Consider the following 16,428-nt stretch of genomic DNA (forward strand, 5'->3'; position numbering starts at 1 on the left):
GACAACATGCCCATTACGAATCGATTTTCTACCACCACTAACGGCGCACTCGCTATTACAGGAAACACACTCGGTTTAAGTAAAATTAGTAATCAAAACCGTGCTGGTACAATCGGGGCAATTGGTGCATTCGTAACTACTAATACCACTTTACAAGTAACTACTTTTCCTGCTGGTACAACATTAAACTATACACAAAATAGTTCTACCGCTATTTTAAATATCCCTGCTGGTAGTACTATTCTTTACGCAGAACTCGTTTGGGGCGGAAACTATTTATCTCGTGATCAAAACATTACGAGTGTATTAGGAAACCCAGTTTCTTTTACAACACCTGTGTCAACATACTCAATTACCCCTTCAGCTGTTACAGCTTCTAATCAAACATTCGTTTCTGGCTCTGTCACATTTGGATTCTATACACGGTCCGCAGATGTAACATCCCTCGTTCAAGCTGGAGGATCCGGCTCTTATACAACTGGCTCTGTCCCTGGACTTGTTGATCCTTTAGATGCTTCTAATGGGGCTATCAATTCTTCTGGATGGACGCTCATTGTCGCTTATCAAAACGGTTCCTTACCCGCAAGAAATTTAACAATTTACGTAGCTGGTAACCGTGTTTCTGTAGAAACTGGTAGTGCAGATGTATCTGTCTCAGGATTTTTAACACCTGCTGGGGGACCTGTAAGCGGGAGATTGTTTATAAGTTCTACTGAAGGGGATGCCGATTTAACTGGGGATCAAGCTTTATTCGGACCAAATTTCAGTTCATTAAATGCTTTATCTGGGCCAAATAATGCTGTAAATAATTTCTTCGGTTCTCAAGTTAATAATGCTGCCGGAAATTTAGATACAACTGGGACATTTGGAACACGAAATCAAAGTGCTTCTACAAGCACAAATATCTCCGCCGGCCGGCAAGGTTGGGACATTACTTCTATTGATATTTCTCCTTATTTAACAAACTCCCAAGTTTCCGCCGCAATCCGTTTAACAACTAACGGCGATGCATATATGTTAAATACAGTCGGATTACAAATTAATATAAACTCACCTAACATACAAGCAACGAAAAGCGTGAATAGAAGCGTCGCTGCAATTGGAGATATTCTCACTTATACCGTTACGATTCCTAACACCGGTCTTCTGCCCGCTAATAACGTTACTTTTACAGACATACTCCCTAACGGCACGTCCTTTATACCTGGCACTGTAACGATAGATAACGTACCACAAACAAATGCAAATCCTGCCGCTGGTATATCTCTCGGAACAATTAATAATAACTCTTCTCGTACAGTAACTTTCCAAGCAACTGTTGTTTCTCTTCCAAGTCAAAACCCTATCTCTAACACTGCTAATATTACATTTCAATATACACCAATTGCCGGAGGAACGACATTTAACGGTATTGCAACAAGCAACTCTGCTGGTACTCAAATTAACCTCGCAGATATTAATGGCACAAAATCAGTTAATAAAATCTTTACCGATATTGGCGAAACGTTAACTTACAATATTGCCTTAGCTAATATAGGGAATATTGCGGCAACTAGTGTTGTATATACAGATCCGATTCCTAGCGGGACTACTTTCATTCCAGGGAGTGTAACTGTTAACGGAGTTACTCAAGCTGGAGCAAATCCCGCTAATGGTATATTAATTGGCTCTATTGCTGCAAATTCTACTACTACTATTTCCTTTCAAGTATTCGTTCCCTCTATCCCCCAAACAAATCCAATATTAAATAGTGGTACAACAACATATCAATACATTCCTGTGCCAAATCAACCCGCAGTAAGCGGGACTGATACGACGAATATTGTCTCTACTCAAGTGAATAATGCTACTGTAACAATGACGAAAGCAGTAGATAAAAACTATGCAGATATTGGCGATACACTGACTTACACTGTTGCCTTTACAGGTACAGGTAATACGAATGCGAACAATGTTATTTTTACAGATGTCATTCCTACAGGAACAACTTTTGTCCTAAACAGTTTAACAATAGATGGCTCGACACAAGTTGGCGCAAATCCTGCTAATGGTGTGAACATAGGATCCATCCCAACTGGCACAACCAAAAGTGTTTCATTTCAAGTAGTAGTAAGCACAATACCCGCGTCAAATGTCGTATCTAATGGATCAAGCGCTTCTTATCAGTACACCGTCAATCCTAGCCAATCACCCGTTACGAAAAACATTTCTTCTAATCTCGCTTCCACTCAAATTAACAATGCGAATTTAACATTAACAAAATCTACAAATAAACAATTTGCCACAATTGGCGAGACTATAAGTTATACAATCCTTATTACAAACAGTGGAAATACGGCCGCTAATAACGTTCAACTAACAGATCCACTTCCAAATGGAACGATCTTAACATTAGGTTCTGTGACGCTCAACGGCGTTTTGCAAAATGTAGATTCTCTCGTTGCCTTACCTATCGGCACAATTCCTGGTGGAGCTACTTTTACCTTATCCTTCCAAGTAACAGTCATCAATATTACTGCACAAAACCCTATCATTAATAACGCTTTTTCCTCTTATATTTACACTGTAAATCCAAGCCTGCCACCAACTTCAAAAACAGCAAATTCTAATTCTGTTACATCAACAATTAGACTAGCAAATCTTCATGCTAGTAAATCTGTAAATCAAACGTTTGCGGAAGTTGGAGATGTATTAACTTACACCTTTGCTCTTACAAACGATGGAAATGTTGCGGCGAACAATGTATTACTATCCGATTCCATTGCGAATGGTACTTCCTTTGTGCCAAACAGTGTTATAGTTAACGGTGTTACTCAGTCGGGCGCAACACCAGCTAGCATCAATATTGGTAGCATCAATGCTAATACTACAATTACAGCTTCATTCCAAATATTAATAACTAGTATTCCAAACCCTAACCCTATTTTGAATAGCGCTTCCGTTTCCTATAACTTTATCGTTGATCCAAACGCTTCTCCTGTAAGTACAAACACAACTACAAACACTACATTTATCCAAGTTAATGATGCAAATGTAATTTCGGCAAAAACAGTGGATCGAGCGTTCGCTACTGTTGGAGATATATTAACTTATACCGTTTCTTTAACTAATACAGGAAGCGTTTCTGCTGATAGTCCAATTTTCGTAGATACAAATCCAGATGGCACTACCTTTATTCCAAACACTTTCCTTATTAACGGTGTACTCCAAAATAACGCAGATCCAAATATAGGTGTTCCGTTACCTTCCATTCCTGCTAACGGCTCACTTACCGTCTCTTATCAAGTAACTGTCACTTCTTTACCAGTGCAAAACCCAACAATAAATTCTTCAAGTACACAGTATAGTTTTATTCTAAATCCGGGCGATCCACCAACTATAGAAACATCTTTAAGCAACACTGTAAGTACACAAATTAATTTAGCAAATGTAGTTATTGTCAAAGAGGCAGATTTAACTATCGCCGATGTTGGGCAACCAATCACATATACAATTTCCTTAGCTAACCTTGGCAATACTACAGCAAACAATGTTGTTGTTACCGATATAATCCCTCCTGGTACGACTCTCGTACCAAATAGTATTTTTATAGGTGGCGCTTTACAGCTAGGTGCAGACCCAAGTACCGACCTTCAAGTCGGCTCCATTCCTGCTGGTGGTTTTACAACGATTGTTTTTCAAATAAGTGCAAATGGGCTACCTTTACCAAATCCAGTTCAAAATAGCGCTTCACTTCAATATAGCTTTATCGCCGATCCGAGTTTACCTGCTGTTGTTAGAAACGCTGCTAGCAATATAGTAACTACACAAATTAATACTGCTAATATTCTTGCTACAAAACTAACAAGCACAAATTTCGCTGATGTTGGTGATGTCATATTATATGCGACTATTTTAACAAATAACGGGAATATCCCTGCTTCTAATGTAACGTTTACAGATATCATTCCAGCGGGTACCCTCTTCATTCCTAATACTGTAACGATTAACAATGTCCCTATAGCAAATGCAAATCCTGCTAACGGTATTTTGATCGGTACGATAGGAGCAAATTCATCCCGTACCATTGCATTTCAAGTTTTTGTACCAAATATTCCTGCGGTAAATCCGATTACGAATCAATCGAGCACTTCATTCCAATATACGTATGACCCATCCAAACCAGCTGTAATGCAAATGGCGGCTTCTAACACTGTACAAACAACAATTAATAACGCTACGATTACCGCTACAAAATCTGCAGATAAACAGTTTGCTAACGTAAATGATATTATTACGTACACGACTACTTTAACGAATAGTGGGAACACACTTGCATCAAATGTAATATTTACAGATATAATTCCAAACGGGACATCGTTTATTCCTAATAGTGTAACAGTAAATGGGAATACACTCCCTAATGTAAATCCAGCAAACGGAATTGCAATTGATCCAATCAATCCGAATGCAAATACGATAATTTCGTTCCAAGTTCAAGTAAATTCTATCCCGAATCCGAATCCAATCCCGAATCAAAGTAATACAGCATACCAATATGTCGTAAATCCTAATTTACCTCCAGCATCCGCCAGTGCGCTAAGTAATCTAATAACAACTCAAATTAATAACGCTACGATTGTTGCTACTAAGTCAGTGAACACACCGACAGCTGCAATTGGAGACATCGTTACCTATACGATTGCAGTAACAAATACAGGAAACATCCCTGCTAGTGCAACTGTTTTAACGGATGGACTTGGACCAGGTGCATCCTTCGTCCCAAATTCCGTTACGATAAATAACGTTTCACAACCCGGATTAGACCCTTCATTAGGAATTCAATTAAGCGATATTTCACCACTTGGAACTACATTCATTACATTCCAAGTGAAAATTCTCGAAATTCCTCCTAGTGGTACTTTAACGAATAACGCCCTTGTAAATTATGAATATACAGTGAATCCAAACCAATCACCTGCTGTTGGAAGCACTGTAACAAACACGACCGCTACCCCAATTGTTGACGCTACTTTAGTTTTAAATAAAAATGCGAGTACAACTTTCGCTACGATTGGTGATACGATTACATTCACTTCATCTGTTACAAACACAGGAAATACTACTGCGAACAACATTATTTTTACAGATACAATTCCAAATGGTACTGCCTTTGTCCCAAATAGCTTTAAGATAAACGGTGTAACTATCCCGAATGCAAATCCACAAAACGGTATCAATATTGGTAACATGAATTCAAATGCATCGGTTACACTTAGTTTTCAAGTAACCATTACAACTCTTCCTAACCCTAATCCAATTCCGAACAAATCATCGCTTCAATATAGCTTTATTGTAGATATAAATGAACCACCTGTTTCACGAACAGTTAAATCTAATAAAACCTTTACACAAGTAAATACGGCTTCCGTTATCTCAACAAAAACTGCAAGCAGTGCATTTGCTGCTGTTGGCGATACCATTACGTATACAACTACTCTCACTAATAGCGGCAATACTACTGCAAACACACCTGTTTTTATCGATATATTACCACCTGAAGTTTCATTCGTTCCTGATAGCGTACAAATTAATACCATCCCACAACTTGGATTTAGACCAGATAACGGGATTCCTTTAGACTCAATTCCAGTTGGAGGAATAACAACAATTAGCTTTCAAGCTATCGTTGGCTCAATACCAGCTACAAATCCAACGTTGAACCAATCTAGCACAACATACTCTATCATTGTTGATCCTACCCAGCCACCGGTGACAGAAACAGCTACAAGTAATCCAACTTTAGTTCAAATTAACGAAGCAATTATTCAAGCAACGAAAAGTGTGGATCGACTATTTTCTGACGTCGCACCTGGAAATTCATTTTTAACGTATACAGTTTTATTGAAAAATATAGGGAACACAACTGCTACTAATATCATTTTTACAGATTCGATTCCAAATAATACAGTATTTATAGAAGATAGTGTTCGAGTAGGTGGGGTTTTATTACCTGGGGTAAATCCAGCAAACGGGATACCAATTGGGGATATTATCGCAGAGGACTTTATAAACGTCACCTTCCGTGTTCAAGTAGTTAGTATTCCAAATCCAATTTTCACAATTGGACCAGGTGGACCAAACTCACCGGTTGTAAACGACGCTTCTATTAATTATCAATTTATGACAGGACCTAATTTGCCACTTGTTTCAAGAAATACGACATCCAATCCTGTTTCGACACAAATAAATTCCGGGGAAATTGTGGCCGTTAAATCTGTAGATAAAACTTTCGCAACGATTGGAGATACACTTTCTTATACAATTTCATTAATTAATCCAGGAAATGTAGCATCACAAAATGTGCTATTTACTGATATTTTACCTGAAGGAACAACATTTATATCCGGAACTTTTACAAACGAATTAGGTACTCAGCAAATTGGAAATCCAGGAAACGGGATTCAGATTGGAAATATAAATCCCGGTAGTACAGCTACCATTACAATAAACGCACTTGTAACAAACATTCCAAGTATAAATCCTATCTCTAATTCTAGTTCTATACAATTTCAACATATTGTCGATCCAAGTCAACCAGCTATAACACAAACCGCTTCATCTAATACCATTACTACGACAATAAATAGCGCAATATTAACTACAACAAAAAGTGCTGATAAATCTATAGTTTCTGTTGGAGATACAATTACGTATACAACTACTATTACAAATACAGGAAATACACCAGCAACGAATATAACATTCACAAGCGCTATTCCAGCCAGCACTACATTCATACCAAATTCAGTCACAATAAATGGCGTTCAGCAGCCCGGTACGCAGCCGGCACTTGGAGTAAATATACCCACTATCGCCCCTGGCGAAACAGTAACTGTTACTTTCCAAGTAAATGTTATTTCTGTTCCCCCTTCAAGTTCAATTATGGGTAATGACACAATTTTATACTCTTATACTATTGATCCAAACGGAACTCCTGCGACAACTTCTACTTCAACGAATATTGTTACAAACCCTGTACTAGATGCTATGATAACGATGGTAAAATCGGTCGATCAAACGCTCGTAACGCTAGGTGATACCATAACCTATACGACAATTTTAACGAATAACGGTAATACAAATGCGACAAATATCACCTTTACTGATCTCATACCAGATGGCACAACGTTTATTACTGATAGCGTTACAATAAATGGCACCACACAAATTGGTCTTAATCCTAATACAGGTATAACGATTGGATCAATTGCTCCTAACAGCTCAATATCTATAGCATTTCAAGTTACCGCTACTTCTACACCAGTTCAAAATCCTATTGCTAATTCCGCTACTGCTGCTTACACATTTATCGCTGATCCAAATGCACCGATTGTTTCAAGAACTGTTACTTCAAACACAACGTTTACTACAATTAATACAGCTACCATTCTTTCATCGAAACAAGTTGATAAAGCTTTTAGCCACATCGGCGATACACTCACTTATACTGTCGCTCTAACAAACAATGGAAATTCATCTGCACAAAATGTTATTTTCACAGATACAGTGCCAAGCGGAACAGCATTTATTGCAAACACATTTTCTATTAATGGAATCCCTCAAAGTGGCGCGGATCCAACGAACGGTGTAAATATTGGGCCTATAACAGCCGGGACTACAGTAAATGTTTCATTCCAAGTGACCGTGACGTCATTACCAATCGAAAACCCAATTGTAAATTTCTCATCGACATCGTATCAATTGGTCTCACCACCTGAGGCAGAAACTTCGATTAGTAACCCTGTTTCAACGCTAATTAGAGAAGCCATATTATCCATGACGAAAAACGAAAGTGTATCCTATGCAGATATCGGGCAAACTGCTTTTTACACTACTTCTATTGCGAATATAGGAAATACGGATGCAGCTAACATTGTATTCACAGATGTATTACCAAGTGGAATCACGTTTGTTCCTAACACATTAACTGTCGATGGCATTTTACAACCTGATGCGAATCCGAATACAGGTGTGTTACTTGCAGCACTTCCGCCAAATGAAATATATAGTATCGTCTTTCAAGTTACGGTTAACAGCATCCCACCTTTTAATCCAGCACCGAATACAGCATCAACGACGTATGAGTTTACTGTTGATCCAAATAATCCTCCTGTTTCAAATACAGCTAATTCTAACACTACGCTGCTTCAAATAAACAACGCAACTATTATAAGTACAAAAACAGAAAATCTTACTTTTGCGGATATTGGTAATATAATAACATTTACACTTAACCTTCCTAATACCGGGAATGTGGCTGCTACTGATGTAACTATTATCGATATTCTTGATAGCAATTTAAGTTTCGTTCCAAACAGTTTCACAGTTAATGGGCAAACCATTCCAAACGCTGATTTATCTACTGGTGTAAATATTGGTTCAATTAGTGGTGGTAATACGGCAATCGTTACATTCCAAGCAACTGTTACTACACTTCCGACACTTAATCCAATTTCTAATTCTGCTTCTACCACATATCATTATGTCGTTGATCCTAGCCAACCACCTATTACAACTTCCAATCAATCTAATACAACGACAACACAAATTAATAGTGCTATCCTTACTGCACAAAAAGATTCAAATGTGTCTACGGTAGATATTGGGCAGGATATCGTCTACACCGTTACAATTACAAATAGCGGAAATGTTAGTGCGACGAATGTTATTTTTACCGATCTTATTCCAGACGGAACTTCCTTTGAACCGAATAGTTTTACACTTAACGGAACTAGCATCCCAAATGCAAACATAATTACAGGCGTTCCAATTGGTGATATCGCGCCAAACGAATCTGTCATCGTAGCATTTCATATTAATGCCAATGAAATTCCGCCTATAAATCCAATTACCAATCAAGCTAGCGTTAGTTTTCAACATATCGTTAATCCAGCTAATCCTCCAGTTTCAAAAAACATTACTTCTAATAGCGTTTCAACACAAATTGAAAGTGCTATTTTAAACACTATTAAAATAGGAGATAAAGCATTTGCAACTATTGGTGATACAATTACGTATACAATGACTATTACGAATACAGGAAATATCCCCGCTAACAATGTTGTTTTCTCAGACCCTATACCATCATGGACACAATTTGTTGCAGGATCAGTTGTTGTTGATGGAACTCCATTACCATCCGCTTCTATCATTGACGGTGTTGGCATAAATACAATAACTCCAAATCAAATCGTAACAATTGTATTCCAAGTTCAAATTGTAAGCAACCCAACAACGTTCACACCTGAACTCCAAAACTTAGGATTTGTTAACTTCCAATATAACGTAGGCAATTCATTACAGGCTCAGCCTGGCAATGTGGAAACGAACGTCTTCGTTACTTCTATTAATTCAGCAATACTTTCGGCCGTAAAAACTGCTAATACAGCCTTTGCAAACATCGGAGATACAATCACTTATACTGTGCTTATACAAAATAACGGCAATACAAACGCTACAAATTTAAATTTCTCAGACATTATTCCAGCTGGAACGACTTTTGTTGAAAATAGTTTTTCTGTAAATGGAAGTACCATTCCAGGGGCAAATCCAAATAATGGAGTTAATATCGGAACCGTTAACGCAGACAGTTCATTAACTGTTACGTTCCAAGTCATAGTTACATCTACTCCGCCTTCAAACCCAATTACAAACGTTGCATCTATTCAATACTCATTCATTGTTGATCCGGCAGCTCCTCCTGTTACAAGCACAATAAATTCTAATAGCGCTTCAACACAAATTAATAACGCTACTGTTACAACTGTTTTAGAAGCAAATCGTTCAATTGTATCTATCGGAGATGTAATTACGTACACTGCAACATTAACGAATACCGGAAACTTCCCTGCAAATTCTGTATTACTCATTAACGGAGTTCCTGAAGGGGCATTATTTGTTCCAAATAGTGTTACGCTAAACGGGATTTCACTTCCAGATGCCAGTCCAACTCTCGGTATTCTAGTTGGTATTATCGCACCAGGTGATTCTGCTACTATTACGTTCCAATTTCTTGCAAGTTCTATTCCACCGCAAGGCGCGATTATAAATCAAGCCATTACAAGTTACACGTATATTGTCGATCCAAGTCAACCTCCAGTTACAGCAACATCCTCATCTAATACCGTTAATACAGCTGTCGTTGATGCATCGTTATCCGCAATTAAAAATACAGATTCTCTCGTACAATCTACTGACGGTACAATCACTTATACAGTAGTCGTTCAAAATAACGGCAATACAACTGCAAATACAGTTACTTTAACAGATTTGGTCCCAGAAGGAACTGCATTTATTCCGAATAGCGTGACCATTAATGGCGTTTCAGTTCCAGGTGCCGATCCAAACGTAGGAATACCATTAAACTCCGTTGCACCGTCAGAAATTGTCACCGTCACATTCCAAGTTATCGTTCAATCCATTCCAAGCGTGAATCCAATTTCTAATATAGCCCGTATTGACTATACTTTTATCGCCGATCCAACTGCTCCTATCATCTCTCGAACAATTACGTCTAATCCAGCTTTCACACAAATTTCGGATGCGAATGTTCTTTCTTTAAAAGCAGTCAATGCACAACAAGCAACAACAGGTGATATTTTGACTTATACGATAACACTAGAAAATACCGGAAATATTCCAGCTACTAATCTCAAATTTTCAGATACTATCCCCCAAGGGACTACATTCGTAGAAAATAGTTTTACACTTAACGGAACAGCTATAATTGGTGCAAATCCAAATGTAGGTGTTACTTTGCCTAACCTAGCAGTAAACACTACTCACCTTATTTCGTTCCAAATTCTTATTAACGATCCATTCTCGCAAGAATCGATTACAAATCAATCCAATACAACATATACAATTCAACCAGATCCAAGCCAGCCGCCTATTACTGAAACATCTACAAGTAATATCGTCATTACAAATTTCGTGCAAGCACAATTGACGATTACAAAAACATCCAATCCAATAACTGTAGATATTGGTGGAACTATACTTTATATTTCTGAAGTGAAAAATATCGGCAATGTTGACGCAATAAATATTATTTTCACAGATTCTATTCCAGCTGGGACTACATTCGTTCCCGATAGTGTCACAATTAACGGTGTCCTTCAGCCAGGTGTAAACCCAGAAAACGGCATACCAATTGGAACGATTGCAGCAAACAGTTCCAAAACGATACTATTTCAAGTGCAAACAAATAATCCACCTAATGAAACCGAAATTGTAAATCAATCATCTGCAAATTACCAATATGTAAGTATCCCTACAGCTCCACCAGTGAATCGCTCTGCAAATTCTAACATTGTTACAACATCACTTCAAAATGCAAATATTATTTCTGTTAAAAGCGCGGATGTAACTTTCGTATCAATTGGGCAAATTATTACCTACACAAATACACTACAAAATATAGGAACCGTTCCAGCTAACAATACTGTGTTCATTGATAACATTCCAGAAGGTACTATATTCATTGAAGATAGCTTATCAATAAATAATGTGATTCAGCCTGGCGCGAATCCAGAAAACGGAGTAACTCTCGGCACGATACAGCCAAATGAAACAGTCACTATTTCATTTCAAGTACAACTTACAAGTATACCGTCCGGCAATACAGTCATTAATATTTCAGACACTTCGTACGAATACCAAATTGACCCTAGCTCTCCGATTATTCAGCGTAGATCGTTATCAAATGCAGTAAACACTGAAGTAAGAACAGCCAATGTTAGTGCAATTAAATCCGCTAATAGATCTATTACACGCATCGGCCAAATCATCACATATACAGTTGCAGTTACAAACGCTGGTACAGTACCTATTACAAATACTCTCCTAATTGACGCAATTGCAGCCGGGACCACATTCGTTCCAAATAGCATTCTTGTAGATGGCATACCAAGACCTAACGAAAATCCAATTACCGGAATCGCCCTTGGTATTATCCTTCCTAATAATACGATTATTGTTACGTTCCAAGTAAATGTAGTCTCTATACCTTCACAAAATAATATTAATAATATCGCTATCATTCACTATGAATATCAACCAGCGCCAAGCGCACCACCAATTTCAGAAACGACCTCTTCCAATAGTACAAATATACAATTTATTGATGCTATTCTTATCGCTACAAAATCCGCTAATAAAGTATTAGCCAATATTGATGAAACCATTGAATATACAGTATTTATTCAAAATAACGGATCCACTACAACTAATTCCATCTTTTTTACAGATACTATAGCGGATGGAACAGTATTTATTCCAGGAAGTGTAATAGTTAACAATACTGTTCTTCCTGCAGCAGATCCTAATATCGGCTTTTCCATCCCTAATATCGCGTCAGGTCAATCGACTACAATAACATTCCAAGTTTCCGTTACGAATTTACCAGCTGTAAATCCAACACCTAATACTGCAAACATCGTCTACGACTTTATTTTCAACCCTGACTTTGCACCAGTTCAAAAATCTACTACTTCCAATACTACTTTCGTTCAAATTAACGATGCTGATATCGTTTCACTTAAAACTGTTGATTTCACCTCTGTAACAATTGGTGACATTTTAACTTATACAACAACTTTAACGAATACAGGAAATACGGATGCTACTGCTGTTGTATTTACAGACAATATTCCTGATGGAACAACCTTTATAGACGGTAGTGTTTTAGTAAATAATATTCCTCAGCTTAACGCCAATCCAAGTGCCGGTATACTTGTAGGAACGATTGCTCCTGACATTTCTATCCCAGTCACATTTTTTGTTACCGTCGTAGCTCTTCCAGCTAGCGGCCATGTTCAAAATCAATCAACTTCTCGTTATACAATAAATGGGGAAGAACAAATATCAACTAGTAATATTACTTTCACTGAAGTTATTTCTGCTAATGTAATTGCCACAAAAACAACGCCAATCCAATATGCTGACCTACAAGCTATTATCCCTTACACAATCTCCATCATAAATAATGGGAATATACAAGTGGAAAACATTATTGTTACAGATATCATTCCAGCAAATACGAGTTTTATAGAGAATAGTGTTATTGTGAATGGCAACGCTCGTCCAAATGACAATCCACTTAGCGGTATACCAATTGATAACATTCCGCCTAATACGACAGCAACTATTCTATTCCAAGTCCGGGTTACTTCCATTCCGCAAACAAATCCAATCTCTAACACGAGTACAATTGAATATGAATACACGGTACCAGATAGGCCACCTATTACCGAAACTATTATTTCATCAGCTGCCGTAACAGAAATTCATCACGCGAATTTGAATAGCAATAAAACTGTAGACCTTGCATTTGCAACAGTCGGTGATACGTTAACGTATACGATTACACTAAATCAAAGTGGTAATGTTTCAGCAAATGATGTAATCATTCAAGATATTATCCCTCAGGGCACTACGTTCATAGAAAATAGCGTCATTGTAAACGGAGATGCTCTTCCGGGAGTTAATCCGGCAAGCGGCATACCAATTGGTACTATAATTGTTGGTGGAGATGCTATCGCTTTATTCCAAGTACGTGTGACTTCTATTCCAACACCAAATGAACTCAATAACAAAGCGATTACTACTTTTAACTATATAGTCAATCCAAATAACTTACCTGTTACAAGTACGACTACAACAAATACCGCCACAACAACTGTCCAAAATGATAATGTCATTGCTATAAAGTCTGTTGATGTCGCAAATGCATTACCTGGTCAAACTTTAACGTATACAATTACTATTACTAATAGTGGCAATGTGACTATTGACGATATTCTTATTGTAGACACTGTACCAGTAGATACAACCTTCGTTACTGGTAGTGTTACGATTAACGGAATCAATCAACCTAATGCGAATCCCGAAAACGGTATTACATTAGGAAACCTTGCTCCTAATGAATCTGTTGTCATTACGTTCCAAATAACAATATCTTCTTTGACTCTTCAATCTGCTATCAATAACGATGCTACTATCTCCTATACGTTTATCGTCGATCCGACCGAACCACCTATTACAATTACAAAGCAAACAAATACCGTTACAACAACGATCGTTGATCCAATGGTGCGCATTGAGAAAAACGCTGACAAATCTTCTGTCGTTATAGGAGATATTATTACATTCACATTAGAGATATTTAACCATTCCCCAATTCCTACAGTAAGTACTTCCGTTTTAGATATGATTCCAGCTGGTACAACATTTATAGAAAACAGTGTAACAATTAACGGTACTCCGGTTCCAAATATTCGACCAGACACTGGTATTAATATTGGTTCCTTGGCTGCAGATGGAATAGCAACTATAACATTTAAAGTTCTCGTAACTTCTATTCCTTCAAACAGTACAATTATTAATTCTGCAACAGTTACAGCCGCTTTCCAATTGACACCACAGGATCCGATTATTACTTTCATTGTTAATTCGAATATTGTTCGTATACCAGTTCAATTTATAACGGCAGCAGTAATGAAAACTGCTTCCGTCAGCTCAGCTTATTTAAAGCAATATTTTGACTATACGGTGCGTATTACGAATACTTCCGATATTTCACTTTCAAATGTTTCTTTACAAGATACCATCCCAGCAGGTTTACAATTTATGAACGGTACGGTCTTCATTAATGGGGAACGCTCTCCACTAGCAAATCCGAATATCGGTTTCCTTATTGCTACTAATTTAGAACCGAGCGAAACAATTATCGTGTTATTCACAGTACAAGTGATAAGTCCACCTATTAATAATGAATTTAAAAACACGGCAAACATTTCTTTACAACTTCAAGTCTCTCCTACCGATCCACCAATCACAGTAACCATTACAAGTAACGAAAACATCGTCACCTTTATTCCAGAAAATCCGGATGAAACACTTCCAAATTTAAATTGCTTCTTTGACGGTGAACGCTTTGTACGCATTACTCCTCGAAATATACGAAATTACTTTTGGACTTGGATTTGGTGGCGTTAATCCAAAAAAGAAAAAGCTTGTAGTTCGGATAATATCCAAACTACAAGCTTTTTTCATAAACAAAATTATCAATTGCTAGCAGCACTATATGCTACATGTCGTTTCTCAATCCGTTCTTCAATTTCTTTCATATTCTCTTTATTCGTTAATAGTGATTGTTTATTTTCTATTAATAATTGTTTAAAGGATTTTCTCACTTTTTTTCGCATGTTTATTTTCCTCCTTGGGGGATGGTATATTTAAAAGATAAGGAATTATCTGTGTAGACTTATAATAATTGATTGTTGTGAAATCCATTTGAACTTCATATGAAAACTAAGCTTATATTCTGACAACTTTGTGAACAAAAAAAGAAAGGTAGATCAAAATTATATTTGATCTACCTTTCCATACCCTTTAAAGCATATTAATCAATATTTCAGGTCTTCCCCAATTCATTTCGTCGCAAACGAATCGTAGTTTTTCTTCGTTCATTGTGTGTAATCCTTCTTCTAACGAACATGAAATCGGAACTTCACAATGAATTTGCGCTAATTGTAAAGAGATATTTAAATTCTCTAAATCACTTTCAATTTTTGTGCGCTGCGCTTTCGTTAATGATACTATATTTTCTAGCACTGCCGATACTGTCCCGTATTCTTGAATAAGCTTATACGCTGTTTTTTCACCAATACCTTTTACACCCGGATAATTATCACTTGTATCTCCCATGAAAGCTTTCGCATGAACAATTTGCCAAGGTTCTACACCTTTCTCTTCCATGATTTTTTCCGGTGTGTAATACTCGTAATTTCCAATTCCTTTACGAAGAAGCATAACTGTAACATTCGTATCAACAAGTTGAAGTAAATCTGTATCACCTGTCAAAATATAAACTTCCGCTTCATTGCAATATTGTTTTGCAAGCGTACCGATACAATCATCCGCTTCATAACCTTTCATACCGATTACAGGCATAGATAATTTCGCAGTCATTTCTTGCACTAAATCAAATTGCGGAATTAATTCTTCCGGCGGTGCTGCACGATTTGCTTTATAATTCGAGAAAGATTCCGTTCTAAATGTCGTACTTCCCATATCCCAGCACGTTACAATGTGCGTTGGTTCGATTGCTTGTGTTGCTGTTAATAAATGCTTCATATAACCATGAATCCCATTCGTCGGGGTACCATCTTGTCGTTTCATAAATTGTCCATATACACTTGTTGCGTAAAAAGCACGAAATAATAGTGCCATACCATCAACTAATAATACTTTTTTCATAATTCCTCTCCTACTAACAAAAAATAATAACCTCACGTTATCACGTAAGGTTATATATAGATTACCATTCTACGTTTTTGTTCAACTTTGTCTATTATACATTGTTTTTGTATATTTAGCATCATT

Annotated in this window: 3 protein-coding genes; 1 reads left to right on the top strand and 2 read right to left on the bottom strand. The window is 37.2% G+C overall.

All coding sequences use genetic code 11. The annotated features are described in order from the left end of the window. The first annotated feature begins 6 nt into the window (after positions 1-6). On the top strand, positions 7-15,039 hold the full coding sequence (locus QCI75_RS18950; protein ID WP_353761019.1) for a DUF7507 domain-containing protein: 15,033 nt from the start codon (positions 7-9) through the stop codon (positions 15,037-15,039). A 68-nt stretch (positions 15,040-15,107) separates the two neighbouring features. Here QCI75_RS18950 and QCI75_RS18955 read toward each other — a convergent pair whose 3' ends face one another. After that, positions 15,108-15,248, bottom strand: coding sequence for an FbpB family small basic protein (locus QCI75_RS18955; RefSeq protein ID WP_001228051.1), 141 nt, complete (start codon positions 15,246-15,248; stop codon positions 15,108-15,110). Between the two features lie 187 nt (positions 15,249-15,435). Further along, positions 15,436-16,302, bottom strand: coding sequence for a 5'-3' exonuclease (locus tag QCI75_RS18960; protein WP_353761020.1), 867 nt, complete (start codon positions 16,300-16,302; stop codon positions 15,436-15,438). Between the last annotated feature and the right edge of the window lie 126 nt (positions 16,303-16,428).

Source organism: Bacillus cereus group sp. RP43 (genome assembly GCF_040459645.1).
GTDB classification, from domain to species: Bacteria; Bacillota; Bacilli; order Bacillales; family Bacillaceae_G; genus Bacillus_A; species Bacillus_A mycoides_C.